A 23763-nucleotide genomic window follows, 5' to 3' on the forward strand; every position below is an offset into this window, starting at 1 on the left:
GTTTGGTAAACTGCCGAATAGGCAGTTTAGAAAATCTTGGCGAGCAAGTTGTGCAAAATCAGGAAGTAAACTGCCGAATAGGCAGTTTAGAAAGCGCCGGTAACAGCAGCGGCCGCCCCGATAGAGTAAACTGCCGAATAGGCAGTTTAGAAAGGGATATACTTCATCGATATAAAAAGGAATTAGTAAACTGCCGAATAGGCAGTTTAGAAATACGGAAGCATTAGTGGCCGTCGCCGTAGGCAGTAAACTGCCGAATAGGCAGTTTAGAAAGTAAAACTCTGCGAAAAACCATGAGAGCGACTGTAAACTGCCGAATAGGCAGTTTAGAAAATTATCGGCACGCCGCCTATTTGGTCTCTTTTGTAAACTGCCGAATAGGCAGTTTAGAAATTTAAGACGATGCCTGAGGCGGTAAAGAATGCGTAAACTGCCGAATAGGCAGTTTAGAAAATATCAAACGGCCAATCATTCTTGTAGTAGTCGTAAACTGCCGAATAGGCAGTTTAGAAAAATATCGATAATTCTTCGTTAATATACGCCCAGTAAACTGCCGAATAGGCAGTTTAGAAATAAACCCACGTTCGTACTCATGATAACCTGGCGTAAACTGCCGAATAGGCAGTTTAGAAATTGTTGCCAGTACCCCTGTCGGTTTTACGTTTGGTAAACTGCCGAATAGGCAGTTTAGAAAAAACGCTTGGCAGAAGATGTTGTATGGTTGGTGTAAACTGCCGAATAGGCAGTTTAGAAAACGCACCAGGTGGCACCGGCATTATGACGAGTCGTAAACTGCCGAATAGGCAGTTTAGAAAATCAAGATACTGGTTAAAGGCATCGGCGCCAAGTAAACTGCCGAATAGGCAGTTTAGAAAGAACAGGCTCCTCGCTTGTACGTTAGTCGGCGGTAAACTGCCGAATAGGCAGTTTAGAAAAGTCGTCGGAGACAGCCCAGTACACGAGGTACGTAAACTGCCGAATAGGCAGTTTAGAAAGTGAGACGTAAATTAAAGCTGTTTTTAAGCGAGTAAACTGCCGAATAGGCAGTTTAGAAATGTTACGAGTGCGTATACTGGATATGGTTCTGGTAAACTGCCGAATAGGCAGTTTAGAAATATAGTTACCGCGGCTATTGGCGTCTTCTCTGGTAAACTGCCGAATAGGCAGTTTAGAAATGGATATGTAATATTGCGCTTTTTACCCGGCAGTAAACTGCCTATTCGGCAGTTTAGAAAGAGGGCCGTGTATCGTTTTAATTTGAAGAAGGGTAAACTGCCGAATAGGCAGTTTAGAAAACATAACTCATGATTTCTGGATAACTCATAGAGTAAACTGCCGAATAGGCAGTTTAGAAAACACTCCCATCACGTATGCGTGGATAGGCGTTGTAAACTGCCGAATAGGCAGTTTAGAAAAATATCGTTTACAAAATTCAGAAAAATAGTCAGTAAACTGCCGAACAGGCAGTTTAGAAATTACTGCTGTGCGAGCTATTTTTCTTGTTAAATACTTTAATACAATGGAGTGCGGTTGTGTTAATTGCTCTGGCAGTTATCCCCTATACTCGCAGAAGTAATTGTGAATCCATGCAAATGAGACCTCTTTTATATAACGCCGAGGAGGTATATTTCTCCATTCCGGCATTGTATAAAAGCGGTCATGTATGATTTCTGCCCGTTCTTTTTTACAGTAACCCGGCCGCTACGAGTTCATCGGCGTAGCGAACGGTACTCATGGCGTCTTTGCCGTAGCAATCCGCACCGATGGAGTCGGCGTATTGCTTGGTCATGACGGCACCGCCGACGACGATTTTACAATCCGGTTTTTTGGCATGCAGCTGGTTAATGGTTTCTTCCATATTGACTACTGTTGTTGTCATGAGGGCTGAGAGGCCGACGAGTTTTACATCGTCTTTGACGGCGGTCTCGACGATGAGTTCGGGACTTACGTCACGGCCGAGGTCGACGACTTTGTAGCCGTAGTTTTCTAAAAGGACTTTGACAATATTTTTGCCGATGTCGTGAATATCGCCTTTAACGGTAGCCAGGATGACCTTGCCTTTTACGTCCTGCGCAATATCTTTCATTGATTCTTTGACGACGGAAAAGGCCGCTTTGGCAGCTTCCGCGGCCATAAGGAGCTGCGGCAGAAAGATCGTCCCTTTTTCAAACCCATGGCCGACGTTGTCGAGGGCCGGTACCAGGTCTTCATTGATAATCGCCAGGGCATCGCGTGTAAGCAGGGCGTTTCTGGTCGCTTCCGCCGCGGGATTGGCAAGGCCGCGCTCAATGGCATCCATCAGTTTCGAACCTTTTCCGGTTGACTCCTTTCTTCCGTCGGCAGTGGGAGAAGGTTCGATCGTTTTCGATGCAACGGGTTTCACTGTGACGGCTTTAATCTCCCCCAAGTCGAAATCGAGGGCACGAAGGATTTTTTTCTTATAGGCGCTGACCGCTTCGTCAACGCGTTTATCCGGAGTTTTGTAGTCCCGGTAGGCGCCGATAAACTCAGTAAAGTTCGGATCTTTATCGGTCAGGACGCAGTAAGTTCGATACGCCTGCATCATGGCCGTGTTGTTCGGATTGATAATGGCCGATGTGAGCCCCGACTGTAACGCCATGGCGAAGAAATACGAGTTTATCAGCTCGCGTGCGGGCAGGCCGAAGGAGATATTAGACACGCCGAGAATCGTATTGCCGCCGAGCTCATCGTGGATACGGCGCACTGTCTCCAGCGTGACGAGCGCCGATGCCGGGTCGGCCGAGACAGTCATGCAGAGGCCGTCGATAATGATATTTTCTTTGGCGATCCCGTAAAAGGCGGCTTTGTCGTAAATTTTCCCGGCAATGGCGACGCGTCCGTCCGCCGTCGGCGGAATGCCGTCTTCATCGAGCGCCAGCGCAACGACGACACCGCCGTATTTTTTGACGAGAGGAAAGACCGCTTTCATGGTTTCTTCTTTTCCGTTTACCGAGTTGATAAGGGCCTTCCCGTTATACATGCGCAAGGCTTTCTCCATCGCTTCCGGATTAGAGGTGTCGATCTGTAACGGCAAAGGCAGGATGGACTGAAGTTTGCCGACGACTTCCTGTATGAGCTCGACTTCATCTGTTTCCGGAGAGCCGACGTTGACGTCGAGCACATGTGCTCCCGCTTCTTCCTGCTCAAGCCCTTGACCGACGATGTAGTCGATATCATGATCGAGGAGAGCCTGTTTAAACCGCTTTTTGCCTGTCGGGTTAATGCGTTCGCCGATAATGACGGGTGCAGTGTCCCTGCCGATGGTTACCGTCCGTGAGAAAGAGGAAATGACGGTGCGGTGTTTGGGCTTTACGGGCATAAAGGGAAGAGGAGATACGGCGGCGATCACTTTTTTTATATGTTCGGGCGTCGTCCCGCAGCACCCGCCGACGGCACTCGCCCCGAGCCGGGCGATTTCTTTCATGCAGGTTGCAAATTCGTCGGGGCCTATAGTATAGACCGTTTCCCCGTCTATTGATTCGGGCAGGCCCGCGTTCGGGTTGACGAGAACGGGGACGGAAGCTGCCGCTGTAAGCCGTTTTACTGTCGGAAGCATTTCTTTCGGCCCGAGGGAACAGTTGATGCCGATGCCGTCGATCCCCAGTCCTTCCATCACGGCGACGATCGACTCAGGTGTGCCGCCGGTAAGCATCTTGCCTTTTTCGTCAAAAACGCATGTTAAAAGAACGGGTAAATCACAATTTTCTTTTGCTGCCAAAACGGCTGCTTTGGCTTCATAGGAGTCGTTCATCGTTTCGATGAGGACAAGATCGGCTCCTTCACGGGCTCCGATACGGACGATTTCCGCAAAGATACTGACGGCGTCTTCAAAAGGCAGATCGCCCATCGGTTTTAAAAGTTTGCCCGTCGGGCCGATGTCAAGGGCAATGTAGGCATCATCACGGCCTGCCCGTCGGCGTGCTTTTTTGGCCAGCCGTACGGCCGCGGTGACAATTTCATCTATCGTGTCGGGGAATTTGAGCCGGTTGGCGCCGAACGTATTCGTATTAAATATATGACAGCCCGCTTCCAGGTAGTGTTCGTGGAGGCTGATGATTTTATCGGGATGAATGAGGTTCCACGTTTCCGGCAGTTCTCCGGGCTGCAGCCCTTCCGCCTGCAGGATAGAACCTGTGCCGCCGTCAAAGAAGAGCCATTCTTTGCCGAGGCGATCAAGTAACTTCTTTTTCATGTATAATGTCTCCCCCCTGGCAGTTTCAGTTGCGGAATTGGCAGTCGTTTTTCGTACAGCGGCGGCATTTATTTTCGCGTTCCCCCGATACGGTGTCCGTACCGGATGCTTCCGCCGCCGACTTACCCGTCGCGTCGAGCGGGTTGGCGACATCCGCCAAAAAAGCGTCTTCCGTTTCCGTATCGAAATTTTTCGTACAGCCGATGAAAGCCGTTACCGATTTTGACGGTACCATGAGAAGGGTATCCGTCAAGGTGATGCCGCATGTTTTCGGCAGTTCGAGAATACGGGAAAAATCCTTTTGCAGGGCAAGCGGCACATCCCCGTAGCCGGGCGAGAAGCGGGGACGCAGCCGGCAGCCCCGTTTTGCTTCCGTCCTGCGCAGCGCGCCGTTCAGTTCATCCGCATAGGCCTCAATCATTTCCGCACCGGCCGCCTGATAGATGAGGGCGTCGATCATGCCGCCTATTTCGCCGCGCTTGATGAGACGGTCGATACCGACGCCGACAGTGGCGGCAAACATATAGGCCTGATCGCAGCCGTCCAGGTTTTTACAGAGATTCCGGGAGTGAATTGTCAGTCCGGCGATTTCCACTGTATCCGGCTTTTTGACGGATACGGGAAACTTTCTGTGTGTTGTCCGCAGCGTCATGGCGGCATACATCCTGTCAACACACTGCTGTATGCGCTTTACCGTATCTGCAGGCGGTTCGGTGCCGCGAAAGCCCAGGTAGCGGTATATTTCTCGTAGACGCAATTCAAACATGTAGGTTCAGTCCTCAATTGCCGTTCAAGTAATCAAGCGCCGGTTTGATGTTGCTGTAAACGGCTTCGGCAACATCCGGCTTGTTCATAGTGAAAACATGAATATTTTTCACGCCGTTGGCGAGAAGGTCCGTAATCTGTTCGGAAGCATAAATGATGCCGGCCTGTTTGATCGCTTCGGGCGAATCGCCGTAGGCATCAATGATCGCTTTATAACGTGCCGGTACGGTCGTGCCGGACATGGTGACGGAACGGCCGAGGAGCTTCGCGCCGGTGATCGGCATGATGCCGGCGAGAACGGGTACGGTAATACCTTCGGCCCGGAGCCGGTAGAGATAATTGTAGAAAACGGCGTTGTCGAAAAACATCTGTGTCGACAGAAATTCCACGCCCGCATCCACCTTTTTTTTCAGATTTTCAATATCCGCGTCTTTGTTAGGCGCCTCGTAATGGCCGTCGGGATAACAGGCGCCGCCGATGCACATGCCGGGGCAATATTTTCTGATATCTGCAACAAGTTCGGAGGCATAGCCGTAATCACGGTGCGGTATGCCTTCGGCGGGAATATCGCCGCGCAGGGCCATGACCGTCTCAAACCCGCCGTTACGGAAACTTTCCAGCATAGTGCGGACTTTTTCCTTTGTACTCGATATGCAGGTCAAATGGGGCATGACTTCCACGCCTGCAACGCCTTTGATTTTTTCGGCAATATGAACCGTGAAATCGGATGTACCGCCGCCGGCGCCGTAAGTGACGGACATAAAGTCGGGGCGGAGGGCCGCAATATCCAGGGCCGCCTTTTCCGCCGCCGGGACGGCAGCGGCTGTTTTGGGCGGGAATACTTCAAAAGACAGGGTCACGTTTTTACTGTTTAAAATGTCGATGATTTTCATGCGGCAAAACTCCTTTATATACAAAACCGGCGGCTGTCGATTTACCGTGTTTTTTACTGTACTCATTTATTCAGAGAACATGTGTTCATTATAACAGTAAACTATGGGATAGCATAGGCTAAATATATGTTTTATTTACTTATATTTTTTATAGTGAAACAGGCTTTTTTGCGTTATCATATAAATGCAGATAAATGAGATTGCCTACTTGCCAAATAAAATGTATCATGCTATAATTTTCCTTGTTCGGACTGCTTGCAGACTCTGAACGTTATACGGCCTCGTGGTGTAGCGGTTAACATGTCGCCCTGTCACGGCGAAGATCGTCGGTTCAAATCCGATCGAGGTCGCCATAGTTGCTCAGGTAGCTCAGTCGGTAGAGCAGGGGACTGAAAATCCCCGTGTCGGCGGTTCAATTCCGTCCCTGAGCACCACATACGCGGAAGTAGCTCAGTGGTAGAGCACCACCTTGCCAAGGTGGGGGTCGCGAGTTCGAGCCTCGTTTTCCGCTCCATAGTATGGCGGCATAGCCAAGCGGTAAGGCAGAGGTCTGCAAAACCTTCATCCCCAGTTCGATTCTGGGTGCCGCCTCCATAAGCTTCTTGGTTTGTCATGCCGAGGTGGCGGAACTGGCAGACGCAACGGACTTAAAATCCGTCGGATAGCAATATCCGTACCGGTTCGATTCCGGTCCCCGGCACCAGTCGAAAGCGAGAGAAAAGCCGGCCCGGATGCATCCGGGCCGACTTCTTTTACTTGCAGCGGAGGGAGTGTAACAGGATGAGAAACCCATTCTGTTGCACTCTTTTTAGGTTGTCTGAAGAGAGTAAAGAAAGGCCGTCATGGAAGAATACCGGTATAAGGTTTCCGATTTTGAAGGTCCGTTGGATCTTCTCCTATATTTAATCGAAAAAAATAAAGTCGATATCTACAATATTCCCATTGCGGAAATTGCCGATCAGTTTAATGAATATGTTGCTCAGATAGAAGCTTTCGATGTCAATTACGGCAGCAAATTCTTTCTTATGGCGGCGACGCTTTTGCAGATCAAATCACGTCATCTTTTACCGAAGGTGAAGGCTGTCGAGGCGGAAGAGGAAGACGATCCGGAAGAAGAACTGGTGCGTCAGCTTCTTGAATATAAACGTATGAAAGAAGCCTCGTCCGTCATGGCCGGCCTGTGGGAAAAACGACAGCTTATGCACAGTCGGGAACGGACTCCTTTTGCGTATGAACCGAAATTTTCAGGAACCATTGAAAAAAACGCCCTTTTCCATGCGTTTCGTCTCGTTTGCCGGGCGTTGACGGAAAAAGAACCGCCGCCTGTTCGTATTGAACGGGAAATATACAGTGTTGATGAATGTATGGATACGGTCCTTGACTTCCTGCGGCAGTCGGCAAAGCCCCGCACGGTTATGGCCGTTTTTACACGGTGCCGTACCCGCCTTGAATTGGTTGTTACCTTTTTGGCCGTGTTGGAGTTGCTGAGGACCGGCCGCTGTCGGACTCTTGCCGACGGAGAGGGAGGAAACACGCTTGCCTTACAGTACATTAATTAAAGATGCGGCTCTTCTGGAAGGGCTTCTCTTTTTAAGCGGCCGGTCCATGAGCGTCGATTCTCTGGCGGCGCATACGGGCTGGTCTAAGGACCGTGTGGAAACGGCGGCGGAAACGTTGGAAAACAGGCTTTCCGATGCGGCGAGCGGAATTACGCTCCTCCGTGTAGCCGGCGGCTATCAGCTGGCTACGAAAGCGGAACTCAATGAAGACCTTCATTGGGAGTATGAACGGGTCGGCGATCTTTCGGCGATGGCTATGGAAGTACTGGCTATCATCGCGTTTCGCCAGCCTGTAACCAGAGCGGATATTGAAAAGATGCGCGGCGTTTCGTCGGAGCGCAGCATACAAAATTTGTTGCAGCAGGGCCTGATCGTTGATTTAGGGCGTAAAGAGAGTCCGGGCCGGCCCATTTTATACGGAACGTCACCGTATTTCCTCGAATGCCTGGGAATTGATTCGCTGGAGGAACTGGCGGCGCATATACCGGCATCGGAAACAGAAGCGGTATTGACGGATGCGGGCCGTAGGGAAGGAGGGGAAGATAATGGCGGAACGGTTGCAGAAAGTGATGAGTAATTGCGGCGTCGCGTCGCGCCGCGCGTCGGAAGAAATGATTGCGGCAGGCCGGGTGCGCGTAAACGGAGTCATTGTCAGGACGGCCGGCGTTAAAGTAAATCCCGATAAGGACGTTATTGTCGTCGACGGCCGGCGGCTGGAAAAGCCGCTGAAGCAGTATTACCTTTTCAATAAGCCGAAGGGCGTTATTACGACGGCTAAAGACGAGCGTGACAGAACTACGGTCATGAGTTATTTCAAGAATGTCAAAGACCGTATTTATCCGGTAGGCCGTCTGGATCAGAATACGGAAGGCCTCCTTATTATGACCAATGACGGTGATCTCGCGAATATTCTCATGCATCCGAGTAAACTCGTCGACAAGACCTATGAAGTTCGTATCAAAGGCCGTATTGCCGATATGACACTGGAAAAGCTTGCCCGGGGCGTGGCCTTAAAAGACGGAATGACCGCACCGGCGGTCGTTGTCTATAACGGCTATGACGTAAAGACGGACATGACGGAAGTGGAAATTACGATTCATGAGGGCCGCAACAGGCAGGGGCGGCGCATGTTCGAATATTTCGGCATCCGGATCCACAATCTGCGCCGGACGCAGTACGCTTTCCTCACGCTCAGCGGCGTTAAGCGCGGCTCTTATCGCAAACTGACACGCGAAGAAATAGCTGAATTATATAAGTATAAATAAGGGGAGACCCATGAATACCGTATTGGTTGTCGGTGCCGGCGCGGCCGGTATTATGGCGGCCGTTGCCGCGGCGGAAGCCGGGGCGAAAGTCGAACTCTTTGAAAAAAACGATATTGTCGGCAAAAAGATGGGCATTACGGGAAAGGGACGGTGCAATATTACCAATGCCGCCCCTATCGGCGATTTTATTTCGTATACGCCGGGAAACGGGAAATTTCTTTTCAGTGCGTACAGACAGTTTTCAAATGAAGATCTTTTGGAAAAACTGCACGGCTGGGGCCTGGAAACGAAAGTGGAACGGGGCGGCCGTGTTTTTCCCCGATCGGACAGCGCCGTTGAAGTGCGTAAACTCCTTTATTTCAAGCTGAGGGATATTGGCGCGGTTATCCGTTTTAAGGAAAGCGTAACGTCCGTTTATACGGACGGCGGGCGTTGGTTCGTCCGTACCGGAAAGGGGCGGTACGAAGGCGATGCGGTTATCATTACGACCGGCGGCATGTCCTATCCCGTAACCGGATCGACCGGAGACGGGTATGCCTTTGCCCGCAGTCAGGGACATACGGTTACCGATTTAAAAGCGTCCCTCGTCCCCTTTACGTCGCCGGACAAGTGGGTGCACGAATTATCGGGCGTATCGCTGAAAAACGTGGAGGCGTCCCTGTGGAAAGGCAAGAAGAAAATCGGTTCCTGTTTCGGTGAAATGCTCTTTACCCATTTCGGCGTGTCCGGCCCGATTATCCTCACGCTCAGCACGGCTGCGGCACATAACCGCAAGGCCGAATTTCCTATGGAGCTGTCGATTAACCTGAAGCCCGCTTTGTCGGAGGAAAAGCTGGTTCATCGCTTGGAACGGGATTTTGAAATATATGGGCGCAGGCAGATGGAGAAGGCGATGAAAGATGCATTGCCCCGTCGCCTTATTCCCGTCGTCCTGGCTCAGGCGAACGTTTCGCCGGATCTACCGGCCTGCCGGCTGTCCGGGGCCGGACGCCTGCAAATCGCACAGGCGCTGCAGAATTTGCGGCTCACTGTAAGCGGCACGCGCCCCGTTGCGGAAGCTGTCGTTACGGCAGGCGGCGTGAAGGTGGCGGAAATTACGCCGCAGACGATGGAGTCGAAACTTGTGCCGGGACTTTATTTTGCCGGCGAAGTAATCGATATTGACGCTTTTACGGGCGGGTATAATTTACAGGCTGCGTTTTCCACCGGTTATGTGGCCGGCAGGGCGGCAGCCGTTAAGGAGATGCGGGATGGGTAAAATTAGTGTGGCTATAGACGGTCCGGCCGGTGCCGGCAAGAGCAGTGTCGCCAGGATCGCGGCTGAACGGACGGGGTATGTATACTTGGACACGGGAGCCATGTATCGCGCCTTCACCTGGGCTTTTTTGCGGGCCCGTACCGATCTTGGCGATGCCGCCGCCGTTCAGCGGATTGTGGAAACGACGGAAATAACGGCGGAGCGGGACGGTGTTTTTGTCAACGGGACGGATGTGACCGCATCTATACGCGAACCGGCAGTGTCCGGACATGTCTCCGCCGTTGCCGCGCTTGCACCGGTTCGCGAAAAACTGGTACAATTACAACGGAAGACGGCTTCGACAGGCGGCGTTATTTTGGACGGACGGGACATCGGCACGGTGGTTTTGCCGGATGCCGAATTGAAAGTGTTCCTGACAGCCTCCATTGCTTCCCGTGCGAAACGACGCTGGCTGGAGCTGCGGGCGAAGGGCGGCACGGAATCACTGGCCGAAATAGAGGCAAACATCGCCGCCCGCGATAAGATGGACAGTGAACGGGAGATTTCCCCGTTGCGTGAAGCGGCTGACGCGGTTCATATCGATAACAGCGATATGGATCTGGAAGAAACGGCCGACTTGTTATGCCGCCTCATAAAAGAAAGGGAAGCATGAGAAGTTTCTGGTATTCCGTAATTCGTTCCATATTTAATGTAATAACGTATATATGGCTCGGCATGAAAGTATTCGGACGTGAAAATATCCCGAATAAAGGGGCTTTTATCGTAGCGTCCAATCATGCCAGCTACTTTGATCCGCCATTGCTGGGAACGGCCATGAACAACAGGCTCATTCATTTTATGGCCAAAGAAGAGCTTTTCAGGAACCCTCTTATGGGGTGGTTCCTCCGTTATGTGCACACGTTTCCGGTACGGCGCGGCAGGCTGGATCGCAAGGCCATTGCCGAAGCGATGAAAACCTTGCGCGACGGGCACGTTCTCGGCATCTATCCGGAAGGCACGACCCAAAACAACGGCCGTCTGGGCAAATTCCATGAAGGTATGGCGGCTATCGCCCTGAAAGCGGGAGTTCCTGTACTGCCGGCGGCGATTGCCAATTCGGGCAGGCTGCCGAAAAAAAGCGGCCCTGTGAGTGTATCATTCGGAAAACTCATTATGCCGGACGGCAATGCGTCCGATAAAGAGGATATAGCCGCATTGACTGAAAAGGTACGCAATGAAGTTGCGCGATTGTTATATGAGCACGGAGGTATGGCCCGGTGAGAGTACATATAGCAGCAGCCTGCGGCTTCTGCTACGGCGTCCGCAGGGCGGTTGAACTGGCTGCGCAGGCCGAGGCGGGAACTCATACGCTGGGGCCCATAATACACAACCCGCAGCTCGTTGATTCACTCAGCGAAAAGGGCGTTACGCCTGTAAACAGCCTGGAGGAAGTTGCCGACGGTTCCAGGTTGCTCATCCGTTCCCACGGTGTCGGCCCGGATGTGTATGACGAAGCGGAAAAAAGGCGCTTACATATTGTTGACGCAACGTGTCCTCATGTTAAAAAAGCACAGCAAGATGCCCGTAAGGTTATAAATGCGAAAAAAGTATTGGTTATAATAGGCGAAAAGGACCATCCCGAAGTAATTAGTATTTCACAATGGGGCGGTAATCGTGCTATTATAATAGATAAGGTTGAAGAAGCGGAGGAAATTCCCTATTGTGAAACTATGGGAGTTGTAGTGCAGACAACGTTTTCTCAGTCGCGGTTCAAACAGATTGAATCTGTATTGGCCGGGAAGACGGGACACCTTGACGTGTACATGACTATTTGCGCGGCTACGCGGCAGCGGCAGGAAGCGGCTGTCGAACTGGCGGGGAAGGTTGACGCCATGATCGTCATCGGCGGCAGGAACAGCGCCAACACGGGCCGTCTGGCACAGGTCTGCGCGGAACAGGGGTGCCCTACCTATCATGTCGAAACGGCGGCGGAAATCAATCCGGACGATTTCGCGGGTATGCATGATATAGGCGTTACTGCCGGTGCTTCAACAACGGATTGGATAATACAGGAGGTTGTTAAGATGATGGAAGATTTGCAAACTGAAGGCACAGAGGTAATGAGTGAAGAGTTGTTGGATCAGTACGACTACGAAGAAAATCCGAAGAAGGGCGACGTGGTAACGGGCACGGTTATTTCTGTGAATGATGATGCAGCCTATGTTTCCATCGGCACGAAAGCTGAAGCCGTTTTACCTAAAAAGGAAATGGCCGTACCGGCACCGGAAAAAGCAAGCGATTTTGTAAAAGTAGGTCAGCAATTGACGGTTGAAATTGCTAACAACATTAAAGAAGAAGGCTCTATCGTAGTTTCTCTCGTGCGCATGAAAAAAGTGGAAGACTGGAGAGAAGTCCGCGCCGCGTATGAAGCGGGCGAGCTTGTTGAATGTATCGGCAAAGAAATCAATAAAGCGGGCCTTGTCGTTACGATTAAATCGCTTCGCGGGTTCATCCCCCTTTCCCAGGGTGATGTCCGTTTCGTCAAATCGCTTGATTACCTCGTCGGTGAAACCTTCCGGGCTAAGGTTATCGATATGGATGAACATAAAAACCGTCTCGTCCTTTCCCGCAAGGCCGTTCTTGAAGCGTAAAGAGAACGTAAACGCGCTGAAGTATTGAAGACGATCGAAGAAGGATCCGTTGTTGAAGGCACTGTTGTTAAAATTATGCCGTACGGCGCATTTATAACCTCGGCGGCGTGGAAGGCCTTTTGCATATTTCCGATATTTCATGGAAACGTATCAATTCCGTTGAAGACGTATTGTCTGCCGGCGAAAAAGTCGAAGTGCTGGTACAGAAGTTTGATGAAGAACGCGACCGTATTTCTCTTTCCATGAAAGTGCTGCAGAAAAATCCGTGGATTTCCGCCGCCATAGAAAAATTCGAAGTCGGAGACGTCGTTAAAGGTGAGGTTAAAAAACTCCTGCCCTTCGGTGCCATTTTGGCGATCGATCCGGAATTGCAGGGCTTGCTCCACGTTTCCGAATTGACGGATAAACGCGGCGCCGTCGTCAAAGATCTCATTGAAACGGGCGATACGTTGGAAGTCAAGATTATCGGCATTGACAGAGATAAGAAAAAGATTTCCTTGAGCGCTCTTGCCGTCACGCGGGATGAAGCGGACAAAGAGGCCCGCGATTACATGGATAACGAACAGGCTGACAGGGGCGCAACTATTGGAGATGCAGTAGAAGAAAACTAACAGCAACACCGGAGGGTAATCGCCGCTTATCGATTACCCTCTTTTTGTTATACAGCGGGAGACATGTATGGAGAAACAAGAAACGAAAGCGGTTATAGCAGGAGTGGCAACCGGCAGCCGTGCCGAAAGACAGGGCCTCCGCGCAGGGAGTACGATTGTATCCGTCAACGGGCAGAAGGTGGAGGATCTCATTGTGACTTGAATTTTGCCCTTGCCGATGAAGATGTCCGTCTTGTTGTACAAGAAGGAGATACGCTGAAGGAATGCTATTTTCAAAAACGGTTCGGCGAGGATATCGGCATTACGATGGAAGCGGCCGTTTTTGACCGCATCCGGCAGTGTCGCAATAATTGCATATTCTGCTTTATCGCGCAGATGCCGCAGGGGATGCGCCCGTCCCTGTACGTCCGCGATGACGACTATCGCATGTCTTTTCTGACGGGCAGTTTTATTACGCTCTCCAATATGAATGAAGCCGATATTGAACGGATTGTACGGTTCCATCTCTCGCCCCTCCATGTGTCCGTCCATACGACGAACGGTGAACTGCGCAAGCGCATGATGCGTCAGGACGAGACGGAAAATATTATGGCGCAGCTGCGCCGTTTGACGGAAAATGACATTGAATTATACTGCCAAATCGTCCTCGTCCCGGGTTATAATGACGGCGCCGAATTCACGAAAACGCTTCATGATTTGGCGTCGCTGCAGCCGCAGGTGCTCGGTGTTGCCGTCGTACCGCTGGGTACGACGAAATTCCGGGCCGGCTGTAAAGAACTGAAGCCGGTAACAAAAGAAATTGCTGCCGATATCATCAGGCGGTCCCGGCCGTTTATTGAAAAAGGACGAAAAGAAGACACAGGCAGTTTTGTTTATTTGGCCGATGAATTTTTCCTCAAAGCCGGCGTCCCCGTTCCCGGCAACGAATATTACGACGGGTACGCACAGATTGAAGACGGCGTCGGCATGCTGCGGTATTTTGAGCAGGAGTGGCACCGTTGGGACGGTAAGGCCCGCAAGGCCTATGATAAGCCTCTGCGGCTGGCTCTCTTTACGGGAAGCCTGGCGTACGACTGTCTGAAAGAGCTCATTGAGGAAATAGACGTGGAAAATCTAGCGTCGATTTAATTGCCGTTAAAAATCATTACTTCGGCACGCAGATCAATGTGGCCGGCCTTTTGACGTCGCAGGATATGCTGACTGCCTGGGAAGACATAAAGGGCGGGTACGACGGCCTGATTATTCCCGGGACGGCATTGCGTAAGGGCGAGGATGTTTTTCTCGACGATGTGACGCTTAAAGAGTTTGCGGAAAAAGTCGGCGTTCCCGTGAAAGTGAGCGAGTTTGCGCCGCAGTTGAAAGATATACTGTATAACTGGAATGAGTAGAAGGAGATCCACATGTATAAACCGCTGGTTGCCGTCGTGGGACGGCCGAACGTTGGTAAATCCACGTTGTTTAACGCTATCGTCAAGAAACGTGTTTCCATCGTGGAAGATATTCCGGGTGTAACGCGTGACCGGATTTATTTTGATGCCGAATGGCTGGGGCGTGAATTTACGCTGATCGATACGGGCGGCATCGAGTTTGTCGATAAGGACAACCGGATTTTTACTTCCATGCGTTATCAGGCGGAGCTGGCTATCCGTGAAGCGGATGTCATCCTTTATGTGGTTGACGGCAAGACGGGGATTCAGCCGCAGGACAGGGAAATCGCCTCGCTTCTGCGCTCGTCCGGCAAGCCTGTTATCCTCGTCGTCAATAAAATAGACAGTGTTGAACAGGAAATGAATATTTACGAGTTCTACGGACTCGGCCTGGGCGATCCTGTAGGCGTTTCGGCGGTTAATCTCATGAATCTGGGCGATCTTCTCGATGAAGTGTTGAAGAATATTAAAGAAGTTCCCGTGCGTGAAGAGGATGAAAGTGCCGTGCATGTGGCTCTTGTCGGCCGTCCGAATGTGGGCAAGTCGTCATTGACGAACGCGCTGCTCGGCAAGGAACGTGTTATTGTCAGCGATATGGCCGGTACGACCCGCGACTCCATTGATACGCATTGGCGGCACGACGGTACCGAGTTCGTCCTCATTGATACGGCAGGTATGCGCCGCAAAGGCAAAATAGATTTGCCCGTTGAACGGTACAGCGTTGTACGCGCGCTGCGCGCCATTGATCGTTCGGACGTGGCGGTTCTCGTCCTCGACGGGACGGAAGGCGTGACGGAGCAGGATAAGAAGATCGCCGGCTACATTCACGAAGCGGGCAAGGGATGTATTATTATCGTCAATAAATGGGACCTCGTCACGAAAGACAGTAAGACTTCCCTGCGCTATACGGACGACATACGACGCGAATTGGCCTTTCTGCAGTATGCACCTGTCCTTTATGCGTCGGCACTTACGCACCAGCGTGTGGAACGATTGGCGGATCTTGTCAAATACGTTCCGAACAGCAGCACATGCGCGTTTCGACGAGTGTGCTGAATGAGCTTATAGCCGACGCGCAGCTTACCAATCCGCCGCCGACCAGGGGCGGCAGGCCGCTCAAAATTTATTATCTCACCCAGGCGTCGGTGGCGCCGCCGACATTCGTCCTTTTCGTCAATGATCCGGCGTTGCTCCATTTTTCGTACAAACGGTATATTGAGAACCGTTTGCGGGAAACCTTCGGCTTTGAAGGCACGCCTGTCCGCATCATCGCGCGCGGTAAAAAAGGGGAGGATGAGTAATGTATCCTTTTGTTTTTCTCTTTGCCGCTTATTTGATCGGGTCCGTGCCGAGCGGGCTCATTATCGGCAGGGTCTTCTACCGTACGGATCTGCGCGAATACGGCAGTAAAAATATAGGCGCTACCAATGCTTACCGGGTCTTGGGCGCGTTTGCGGGCCTTGTCGTCTTACTTATGGACACGGGCAAGGGCCTTGCGGGGGTCTGGCTGGGCCAAACGGCAGGTCACCTTTTTTCGCTCCACGATACGATTTACTTTATGATTCTCGGCGGGCTCCTGGCTCTTGTCGGACACTCCGCTTCGATCTTTCTGAAGTTTAAAGGAGGCAAGGGCGTGGCGACGGGGCTCGGCATTATGCTCTATCTGGCGCCGTGGGAAACACTCATCGTCTTTGCCGTATGGTGTGCCGTTGTCGCCGCAACCCGTTTCGTTTCGCTGGGCTCCGTTGTTGCGGCCGTTCTCATGCCGATTTTAATGTGGGTCTTCGACGAACCGACAGCGGTTCTTATTTTCGGCATTACAGCGGCAGTGATTGTGGTCATTCGTCACAAAGACAACATTATCCGGCTGTTACACGGCAAAGAACTCAAAGTGAAGCGTCTTGAAAAAAAATAAATCTGATGTAAAAGCTGTTAAAATCGGCGAAATTCATTTGATATACGCGTAAAATTGTGTATAATTGATTATGTACAAGCAGGTGGTCAGGTGAGAATTATTTCAGGCCGCGCCCGCGGCCGCATTCTTAAATCACCGCGGGGAACGGCGACGCGTCCGACTTCGGATCGTACACGTGAAAGTTTATTCAATATTCTGGCGGCCCGTCCGTTCGGGCAGGCGCGGATATTGGATATCTTCGCCGGCACGGGAGCTCTCGGCCTGGAAGCGATGAGCCGCGGCGCCGTGGAGGGCGTGTTTATTGATATCCGTACAGGGAGCCTTATCAGGGAAAACGCCGCTCTTTGCGGGGTTAGCCGTGCCTGCACCGTGTTGTCGATGAATCATCGGCGCGCTCTGGCATCGCTGCAGGGGCGTACTTTTGATTATATTTTTGCGGATCCTCCGTACGACAATGATTTGGTAAACGAAACGCTTGCCGCCGTCTTTGCATATCGATTGCTGGCTCCTGACGGGCTTTGTGTCGTGGAACATTCAGGGCGCGAAGATATTGAAGCGGGCGGAGCGTTCACGATTGTCAGGGAAAAGGCATACGGCCGGGAGACGCGTATGACTTTTTTGGTCAATCGAAGAGAAGGGGAATAGATTTGCGAATCGGTATCTGTCCGGGCAGTTTCGATCCTGTGACGAACGGGCATGTGGACATCTTTGAGCGAGGCAGTCGGTTAGTTGATAAACTTATTATTGCGATCTTTGAAAATCCGGGTAAAAAGCCTCTCTTTACTATGACGGAACGGGAAGAATTGCTGCGGCAGTCGGTTGAACATATTCCCCATGTTGAAGTTGTCAGTTTTCAGGGCCTTTTAAATCAGTATGCCGTGGAACGCGGTGCTACCGTTATCCTGCGCGGGTTGCGGGCCGTAACGGACTTTGAATACGAGTTCCAGCGGGCTCTGCTTATGAAGTATCTGGAACCGGATATAGAAACCGTATTTATTATGACCAATACGAATTATTCGTATCTCAGTTCGTCGGGTATACGCGAGCTTGCCTGCTTCGGCGGCAGGTTGGACGGGCTCGTGCCCGATTGTGTGGTAAAGCGCTTAAAAGAAAAATTCAAAGATAAATATCAGAGATAAGGGTGTGGAATTAGATGAACGCAGAGAAGCTGTTAGAAGATTTGGAAAGTGTCGTAATGAACGCGTCTAAAATGCCTTTTACCAATAAAAAGGTCGTAGACGAAGAGGAACTGTTGGCTATTGTCGACGAGCTGAAAGGGGCCATGCCCGAAGAAGTGGAACAGTCCCGCAAAGTATTGGCGGAGCGCGATAAAATCATTGCCGACGCGCAGCGCCATGCGGACAGTATGGTAGCTCAGGCGAAAGATTACATTGCCAAGCTTACGGAAGAAAGTGAAATCGTCCGTCAATCGCAGGAACATGCAAGTCAGATCATCCAAAACGCCAACCAGTCTTCTGAAGAGTTGAAGAACAGCTCCATTACCTATGCGGGCGATGTTTTGAAATATGTGGAAACGACATTGGAAAAAACCTTGTCCAGCATCAAGCAGAACCGAGATAGTTTATTACAGTCTAACCGCCAGGACTCAAACAAGTAAGGCGCACCGAGGGGATGTAGCAGAGTGAGGACCCATTCTGTCACATCCCCTTGCTGACTGTAAGGGATGTTTTCATAAGGCGGGAACTGTGATGAAGAAAATTACGTCACGCGATAATCAGTGGGTTAAACTGGCCGTGTCGCTGAAACAGAAAAAATACAGGTATGAACGGCACCGGCTTTTGGCCGAAGGGTTCCGCCTTGTCGGTGATGCCGTGGATAACGGTGTGACCGACGGTGTCTGCCTGGTTACGGAAACCGTTGCGGCACGGCCGGAATTTGACGCGCTCCGGATCCGCGCCGAAAGGGCAGGCTGGGACGTTTATGCCGTTACGGACAGCGTGTATGAGAAAATCAGGGATACCCGCTCGCCGCAAGGTATCGCGGCTGTTCTACCCTTTTTCGAGTATACGTTGGATACATTGCCGCCCGTACGGCATGAGCAGGCGGTCCTGTACCTGGAAGGAGTACAGGACCCCGGCAATTTGGGAACCGTTATCCGTACGGCGGCGGCGGCCAACGCGGGCGCCGTGCTTCTCAGTACGGACTGCGTCGATTTTTATAACGGCAAGACGGTGCGCAGCGCAATGGGCGCCGTTTTCAAGGTGCCTGTGGTGCAGCAGGTGAAAACGGCGGATCTTCTGAGATACTGCGACAGTACGGGCCGCCGTCTTATAGCGGCCGTGCCGGGTGCGGAAACATCATATACACAGACCGATTGGACTCGGCCGGCAGTCGTCGCTTTCGGGAATGAAGGGGCAGGCCTTACGGCTGATTTTACGGCCCGCTGCGGGGAAACTTTGACGATTCCCATGAAAGCCGGCACGGAATCGCTTAATTTGGCGATATCCGTCGGTATCGTCTTATATAAGGCCTGGGAATGCGCAGGCTTTAAGGAGTAATTATGGAAGCAAAAGAGATACTTGAAGCGTACAGGGCCGGTAAGCTGACCGATACCGCCGTCTTAGCCGCCTTACAGGAAAAATACAGGGAAGAAACGTTACACCTCGGCTTTGCTTCCCTTGACCTGGATCGGGCCGAGCGCTGCGGTTTTCCGGAAGTCGTTTTTTGCGCCGGCAAGACGGAAGGGCAGTGCGTTGAAATTTTGTCGGCTCTCATGAAAAAGTATGACAATGTTATCGGCACGCGTGCCGATGCAGGTATATATGATCGTCTGAAAAATAAAATCCCCCATGTTTTATATGACAGCACGGCAGCCATGATCTATCAGCATAAGGATAACCGGATTCGCAACGGAGAACGGACGATTGCCGTCATTACGGCGGGAACCGGCGATATTCCCGTTGCCGAAGAAGCGGCACTTACCGCCGAAATCATGGGAAACCGTGTACGGCGTATCTATGATGTAGGCGTGGCGGGGCTGCATCGTCTCCTGGCACGTCAGGGCGAAATCCGGGCCGCCAATGTTTGTGTCGTCGTTGCCGGCATGGAAGGCGCCCTGGCGAGCGTTGTCGGCGGTCTTGTCGATAAACCGGTTATCGCCGTTCCGACGAGTATCGGCTACGGCGCGAATTTTCACGGCCTGTCGGCCCTGCTGTCCATGCTGAACAGCTGCGCCGCAGGCGTTTCCGTCGTCAACATAGACAACGGCTTCGGCGCCGGCAGGCTGGCGGCGATGATCAATGAAATGAGGTAACCTGTGAACGGGATATGGCAAGTGGAAACGAATATAGATGATATGAGTCCGCAAGGTACGGAATATGTTTTTGCCCGTCTTTTGGAAACCGGCGCCAAAGATGTCTGGGCAACGCCGGTCATTATGAAAAAGGGACGGCCCGGCATTATGCTGTGCGCTCTTTGTGAAGAACGGCTGCTTCAGGACGTCAGCACCGTGATCCTGACGGAGACGACGTCTATCGGCGTGCGCTGTTTTCCCGTAGAGAGGAAAGAATGCAGCCGTGAAATCGTGGCGGTCCGTGTGGACGGCCGGGATATTCACTGTAAAGTAAGCCGTTACGACGGTACCGTCACGACTATTACGGCTGAATATGACGAATGCCGCACGGCGGCGGCTGAAACGGGAACGCCCCTGAAAGAATGGCGAAGAAGGGCGGAAGAAGAGGCATATAAGATACATGGATAAGGTGTTGCAACGCACTGTTGCGGAAATAAAGCGAAAATTAGCCGCTGTAAACGTCCGTACCGATGCCGGCGCGACTATAAATTACGGTTGGCAGTTGACCGGCGAGCGGGACGGGGAGACCGTGAAAATCGCCGTTTATAACGGCAAGAAGGGTATCCGCTTTGTCGTTCAGGGGAAAGAGAGCGCATTGAAGGAAGAAGTGGAGATTCTTTGTGCAGGCGAAGCGACGGCCGTAAAGCGCGTATCTTCGACGAAACGGGCGTCCTTCGCACCGTCCGGAGCCGATCTGAAACCGTCCGGGGCGGACTGTTGGATAGGCGCCGATGAATCGGGAAAGGGCGATGTCTTCGGGCCTCTCGCGGCGGCGGCCTGCCTGGTGACGGCAGCGGAAGCGGCCGTCCTGCGTACTGCCGGCGTGACGGACAGCAAGCTGTTGACGGACGCGGCCGTACACGACATGGTCGGCAAAATCAGGGATATGCTCGGTGACAGAGCTGTCGTAACCGTGTATATGCCGGAAGAATATAACCGTCTTTACGGAGAGTACAGAGCGAAGGGGCAGAACCTTAATCATTTATTGGGGGATCTGCACGGGATGAACATAAGAAGTCTATTGAATAAGTACAAATGTCCGTGTATAATAGTCGATAAGTTCGGCAGGGACGACTATGTCCTCAACGCTTTGGGCAAGGCTGCGCAAGGCAGGACGGTTATTCAGGTGCCTAAGGGCGAGCGGGATACGGCGGTGGCGGCGGCGTCCGTTCTGGCGCGGGCCGCCTTTGTACGAGCCATGGACAGACTGGAAGAAAAATATGAAATGTCCTTCCCGAAAGGAGCTTTTGCCGGTATTGACACGGCCCTTCAGGCGTTCCGCCTGACCTACGGTGACAACCGCCTGCATGAAGTAGGCAAGCTTAACTTCCGGACTTTTGATTTTTTGCGGTGACGGCGGATGAACAGAGTAATTATAAATGCCGACGATTTCGGTATTCACGGCGAAGTGAATAAAGCCGTCTACGAAGGCCATACCAAAGGCATACTTACGAGTACGAGCCTTCTGGCCCAGGGAGCGGCGTTTGACGAAGCCGTTGAGCTGGCCGGAACCTGTCCCCGCCTCGGCGTGGGCATCCATCTTTGTCTTGTCGGCGGCTTGCCGCCCGTGCTCTCGCCGCGTGAAGTGCCGACTCTTGTCGGCCGCGACGGGCTTCTGCCGGATAATTATATTGAATTTATCAGTAAGGCGTATACGGGTAAGATAGACTTTTCCCAGGTTTATGCCGAACTGGACGCGCAGATTGAAAAGGTTTCGGCTACAGGGCTGACTATAACGCACCTTGACAGCCACCAGCATTTACACGTGCTGCCGCCCGTTTGGAAGATTACGACGGCACTTATGAAAAAGCACGGGCTTCATCGGCTGCGCCTGCCGCGTGAAGCGTACCGGTTCAAGCTGTTTACGGCCCGGCCCGGCCGTGTTGTCGGCCGCGGCGGCCTGACGGCTCTCGCCGTAAAAGCGGCGCCTGATGCGGCAAGGCTCTGTTTTTCCGTGACCGATTACTTTTGGGGTATGGTTGACGGCGGTGATATGACGGAAACTAATTTGCGATATATCCTGCAAGGATTGCCTTTCGGCATTCATGAAATCATGATGCACCCCGGGGCGAGCAACGATGTCCTCGGCAGATCTTTTTCCTGGGGATATCACTGGCAGGAAGAATTGGCGGCGCTCCTGTCGCCGCGTATACGGGCGGTAACAGAAGCGCGTAAACTTGAGCTGATCAATTACGGTGATTTGCCGTAAATTGCTGTAAGGGAGGCCGGATTATGAAAGTATTGGTAACAGGCGGTGCCGGATTTATCGGTTCGCACATTACGGATGTACTCGTTGAAGCGGGCCATGACGTGGTTGTCGTCGATAATCTCAGTGCCGGCGTCAGGGAACATGTAAACGGAAAAGCGACGTTCCATTGCTTTGACATACGCGAACGGGACCGCCTCTACGCTCTTTGTGAATCGGAAAAGTTTGCCGCCGTTTTTCACGAGGCCGCGCAAACCATGGTTCCTTATTCCCAGACCCATCCGCAGGCCGATGCGGATGAGAATATTATGGGGCTGCTTTCCGTATTGGAAAGCGCCCGCAAAACCGGCGTGAAACGCATTGTTTTTTCCTCATCCGCCGCCGTGTACGGCGATAATACGGCTGTCCCCCTGAAGGAAGACGAACCGGCGGCGCCGACTTCTTTCTACGGTCTTTCCAAGGTCGTTTCGGAACAGTATCTGCAGATGTATTATAAGGTGTTCGGCCTCGAATATGTGATTCTCCGCTATGCCAATGTATACGGGGAACGGCAGGGCAGCCGCGGTGAGGGCGGCGTCGTTTATGTATTCTCCAAAGCCCTGGCGGCAGGTGAAGACATCAGTATTTTCGGCGACGGTGAACAGACGCGCGACTTCGTCTATGTTAAGGACGTGGCGCAGGCCAACCTGGCAGCCCTTCATGCCGATGTGAAACCGGGGATTTATAATATCAGCACGGCTGTTGAAACGACGGTCAACGCGCTGAAAGAGATCCTGCTCTATCTGTCCGGCAGGGCAGCCGCCGTCCGTTATGAAGACAAACGGGACGGCGACATTGTCCGCTCCGCCCTGGCTAACGGCAAAGCCGAGGAGTTCTTGCGGTGGCGCCCGCAAAAGAAACTCATGCCGGGCCTGACCGCGACGTACGCATATTTTGCACAGGAGGTAGCCCGTGAGTAAAGAACGGAAAGATTTTAAATTTTATTTAGTCCGTGAAGATATTCTGCCCGAAGCTATTAAAAAGACCATTAAAGTGAAGGAAATTTTAAAGCACGGCGAAGCGCGCACGATTAATGACGCCGTCCGCATGATGGATCTCAGCCGCAGCGCATACTATAAGTATAAGGATTTCGTCCTGCCGTTTTATGATGTCATGCAGGGGAAACTCGTCACCTTGTCGATCATTCTCTCTGATCGCCCCGGCAAGCTGTCGCAGGTCCTGAACACGGTTGCCGACAGCAACGGCAGTATTTTAACCATCAACCAGGGTATTCCGCTCCAGGGAATGGCCGACGTGAGTATTTCCATTGAAACGAAGGAAATGGATATTACCGTCGAAGCGTTGATAAAACGGCTGGAAGCCTTGCAGGGCGTACAGCATGTACATATAATCGGACAAGTATAGGAGGAAGGTGTAATGAAAAACGTATCAATCGCGTTACTCGGTTGCGGTACTGTAGGAAAAGGCGTAATCGACTTATTGCAAATGAACGGGCAGCTCATTTCGGAGCAATTGAATACGGCCATTACGATTAAACACGTTCTTGTCAGGGACGTACCGAAATATGAGGCGGCAGATTTGCCGGCGAGCATAAACCTAACCGACGACTTCAGGGACATTGTTGAAGACGATGCCGTGGAAATCATTGTTGAGGTTATGGGCAGCGCCGATTTTGCGAAAGAATGTATTGAAGAAGCGTCCGGCGCGG

General features: G+C 51.9%; 23 protein-coding genes, 5 tRNA genes, 3 pseudogenes and 1 CRISPR repeat array. Of the genes and pseudogenes, 28 read left to right on the forward strand and 3 right to left on the reverse strand.

Features of this window, described 5'->3' with window-relative positions; all coding sequences use genetic code 11:
• The first annotated feature begins 5 nt into the window (after window positions 1-5).
• Window positions 6-1475: a CRISPR direct-repeat array (repeat unit 28 nt; unit sequence GTAAACTGCCGAATAGGCAGTTTAGAAA).
• Between the two features lie 209 nt (window positions 1476-1684).
• The 3 genes from HMPREF0080_RS05590 to HMPREF0080_RS05600 are packed head-to-tail and all read right to left on the reverse strand — an operon-like array spanning window position 1685 to window position 5871.
• Window positions 1685-4213: a homocysteine S-methyltransferase family protein gene (locus HMPREF0080_RS05590; RefSeq protein ID WP_006790344.1), complete on the reverse strand. Its 2529-nt coding sequence runs from the start codon at window positions 4211-4213 to the stop codon at window positions 1685-1687.
• A 25-nt stretch (window positions 4214-4238) separates the two neighbouring features.
• Window positions 4239-4979 (reverse strand): vitamin B12 dependent-methionine synthase activation domain-containing protein, encoded by a 741-nt coding sequence (locus HMPREF0080_RS05595; RefSeq protein WP_006790345.1) that lies wholly within the window; start codon window positions 4977-4979, stop codon window positions 4239-4241.
• Between the two features lie 13 nt (window positions 4980-4992).
• A complete protein-coding gene (locus HMPREF0080_RS05600) occupies window positions 4993-5871 on the reverse strand; it encodes a methylenetetrahydrofolate reductase (protein ID WP_040347355.1) in 879 nt (292 codons plus the stop codon).
• Between the two features lie 277 nt (window positions 5872-6148).
• Here HMPREF0080_RS05600 and HMPREF0080_RS05605 point away from each other — a divergent pair.
• The 28 genes and pseudogenes from HMPREF0080_RS05605 to HMPREF0080_RS10815 all read left to right on the forward strand — a co-directional run.
• A tRNA-Asp gene (locus HMPREF0080_RS05605) sits at window positions 6149-6224 on the forward strand.
• 5 nt (window positions 6225-6229) lie between these two features.
• Window positions 6230-6305: transfer RNA gene (locus HMPREF0080_RS05610), tRNA-Phe, on the forward strand.
• A 5-nt stretch (window positions 6306-6310) separates the two neighbouring features.
• Window positions 6311-6385, forward strand: a tRNA-Gly gene (locus tag HMPREF0080_RS05615).
• A gap of 6 nt (window positions 6386-6391) precedes the next feature.
• Window positions 6392-6465: transfer RNA gene (locus tag HMPREF0080_RS05620), tRNA-Cys, on the forward strand.
• Window positions 6466-6485: 20 nt separating this feature from the next.
• Window positions 6486-6574: transfer RNA gene (locus HMPREF0080_RS05625), tRNA-Leu, on the forward strand.
• Between the two features lie 139 nt (window positions 6575-6713).
• Entirely contained in the window at window positions 6714-7430 is a 717-nt protein-coding gene (locus tag HMPREF0080_RS05630; protein WP_006790347.1) for a segregation and condensation protein A, read from the forward strand.
• The gene (scpB, locus tag HMPREF0080_RS05635; RefSeq protein ID WP_040347356.1) at window positions 7408-8007 is read left to right on the forward strand and encodes an SMC-Scp complex subunit ScpB; all 600 of its coding nucleotides are present in this window, start codon (window positions 7408-7410) and stop codon (window positions 8005-8007) included. Before HMPREF0080_RS05630 ends, scpB begins: the two co-directional genes overlap by 23 nt.
• Window positions 7976-8695 carry a pseudouridine synthase gene (locus tag HMPREF0080_RS05640; protein WP_071777897.1) on the forward strand — a complete coding sequence of 240 codons (720 nt, stop codon included), beginning with the start codon at window positions 7976-7978 and terminating at the stop codon, window positions 8693-8695. The genes scpB and HMPREF0080_RS05640 overlap by 32 nt, the downstream gene beginning before the upstream one ends.
• Before the next feature lie 10 nt (window positions 8696-8705).
• Complete coding sequence (locus HMPREF0080_RS05645) at window positions 8706-9953, forward strand: BaiN/RdsA family NAD(P)/FAD-dependent oxidoreductase (protein ID WP_006790350.1); 1248 nt, start codon at window positions 8706-8708, stop codon at window positions 9951-9953.
• On the forward strand, window positions 9946-10605 hold the full coding sequence (cmk, locus tag HMPREF0080_RS05650; protein ID WP_006790351.1) for a (d)CMP kinase: 660 nt from the start codon (window positions 9946-9948) through the stop codon (window positions 10603-10605). Before HMPREF0080_RS05645 ends, cmk begins: the two co-directional genes overlap by 8 nt.
• Complete coding sequence (locus HMPREF0080_RS05655; protein WP_006790352.1) at window positions 10602-11213, forward strand: lysophospholipid acyltransferase family protein; 612 nt, start codon at window positions 10602-10604, stop codon at window positions 11211-11213. The genes cmk and HMPREF0080_RS05655 overlap by 4 nt, the downstream gene beginning before the upstream one ends.
• Window positions 11210-13194 (forward strand): annotated as a pseudogene (locus HMPREF0080_RS05660) (bifunctional 4-hydroxy-3-methylbut-2-enyl diphosphate reductase/30S ribosomal protein S1). The gene HMPREF0080_RS05655 and the pseudogene HMPREF0080_RS05660 overlap by 4 nt, the downstream one beginning before the upstream one ends.
• 67 nt (window positions 13195-13261) lie before the next feature.
• A complete protein-coding gene (locus HMPREF0080_RS09695) occupies window positions 13262-13396 on the forward strand; it encodes a PDZ domain-containing protein (RefSeq protein ID WP_006790355.1) in 135 nt (44 codons plus the stop codon).
• Window positions 13393-14322, forward strand: a complete 930-nt coding sequence (locus HMPREF0080_RS05665; protein WP_006790356.1) for a DUF512 domain-containing protein — start codon at window positions 13393-13395, stop codon at window positions 14320-14322. The genes HMPREF0080_RS09695 and HMPREF0080_RS05665 overlap by 4 nt, the downstream gene beginning before the upstream one ends.
• Window positions 14323-14360: 38 nt before the next feature.
• Entirely contained in the window at window positions 14361-14582 is a 222-nt protein-coding gene (locus HMPREF0080_RS11330; protein ID WP_006790357.1) for a DUF512 domain-containing protein, read from the forward strand.
• A gap of 12 nt (window positions 14583-14594) precedes the next feature.
• A pseudogene (gene der, locus HMPREF0080_RS05675) lies at window positions 14595-15922 on the forward strand (ribosome biogenesis GTPase Der).
• On the forward strand, window positions 15922-16536 hold the full coding sequence (gene plsY, locus HMPREF0080_RS05680; protein ID WP_006790360.1) for a glycerol-3-phosphate 1-O-acyltransferase PlsY: 615 nt from the start codon (window positions 15922-15924) through the stop codon (window positions 16534-16536). Before der ends, plsY begins: the two are co-directional and overlap by 1 nt.
• 90 nt (window positions 16537-16626) lie before the next feature.
• On the forward strand, window positions 16627-17181 hold the full coding sequence (rsmD, locus tag HMPREF0080_RS05685) for a 16S rRNA (guanine(966)-N(2))-methyltransferase RsmD (RefSeq protein WP_040347357.1): 555 nt from the start codon (window positions 16627-16629) through the stop codon (window positions 17179-17181).
• Window positions 17182-17183: 2 nt separating this feature from the next.
• Entirely contained in the window at window positions 17184-17675 is a 492-nt protein-coding gene (gene coaD, locus HMPREF0080_RS05690) for a pantetheine-phosphate adenylyltransferase (protein ID WP_040347358.1), read from the forward strand.
• A gap of 14 nt (window positions 17676-17689) precedes the next feature.
• Window positions 17690-18154 (forward strand): hypothetical protein, encoded by a 465-nt coding sequence (locus tag HMPREF0080_RS05695; RefSeq protein ID WP_006790363.1) that lies wholly within the window; start codon window positions 17690-17692, stop codon window positions 18152-18154.
• A gap of 91 nt (window positions 18155-18245) precedes the next feature.
• Entirely contained in the window at window positions 18246-19055 is an 810-nt protein-coding gene (locus HMPREF0080_RS05700) for a TrmH family RNA methyltransferase (RefSeq protein WP_006790364.1), read from the forward strand.
• 2 nt (window positions 19056-19057) lie between these two features.
• Window positions 19058-19810 (forward strand): nickel pincer cofactor biosynthesis protein LarB, encoded by a 753-nt coding sequence (gene larB / locus HMPREF0080_RS05705; protein ID WP_006790365.1) that lies wholly within the window; start codon window positions 19058-19060, stop codon window positions 19808-19810.
• A gap of 3 nt (window positions 19811-19813) precedes the next feature.
• Window positions 19814-20257: a nickel pincer cofactor biosynthesis protein LarC2 gene (gene larC2, locus HMPREF0080_RS05710; protein WP_006790366.1), complete on the forward strand. Its 444-nt coding sequence runs from the start codon at window positions 19814-19816 to the stop codon at window positions 20255-20257.
• On the forward strand, window positions 20250-21203 hold the full coding sequence (locus HMPREF0080_RS05715; protein WP_006790367.1) for a ribonuclease HIII: 954 nt from the start codon (window positions 20250-20252) through the stop codon (window positions 21201-21203). The genes larC2 and HMPREF0080_RS05715 overlap by 8 nt, the downstream gene beginning before the upstream one ends.
• A gap of 6 nt (window positions 21204-21209) precedes the next feature.
• The gene (locus tag HMPREF0080_RS05720; RefSeq protein ID WP_006790368.1) at window positions 21210-22058 is read left to right on the forward strand and encodes a ChbG/HpnK family deacetylase; all 849 of its coding nucleotides are present in this window, start codon (window positions 21210-21212) and stop codon (window positions 22056-22058) included.
• Between the two features lie 23 nt (window positions 22059-22081).
• Window positions 22082-23014 carry an NAD-dependent epimerase/dehydratase family protein gene (locus HMPREF0080_RS05725; RefSeq protein WP_006790369.1) on the forward strand — a complete coding sequence of 311 codons (933 nt, stop codon included), beginning with the start codon at window positions 22082-22084 and terminating at the stop codon, window positions 23012-23014.
• Window positions 23007-23459, forward strand: a complete 453-nt coding sequence (locus HMPREF0080_RS05730; RefSeq protein ID WP_006790370.1) for an ACT domain-containing protein — start codon at window positions 23007-23009, stop codon at window positions 23457-23459. The genes HMPREF0080_RS05725 and HMPREF0080_RS05730 overlap by 8 nt, the downstream gene beginning before the upstream one ends.
• Window positions 23460-23471: 12 nt before the next feature.
• A pseudogene (locus HMPREF0080_RS10815) lies at window positions 23472-23763 on the forward strand (homoserine dehydrogenase); the annotation flags it as partial.

This window comes from Megasphaera geminata F0357, from assembly GCF_000239275.1.
GTDB classification, from domain to species: domain Bacteria; phylum Bacillota; class Negativicutes; order Veillonellales; family Megasphaeraceae; genus Megasphaera; species Megasphaera geminata.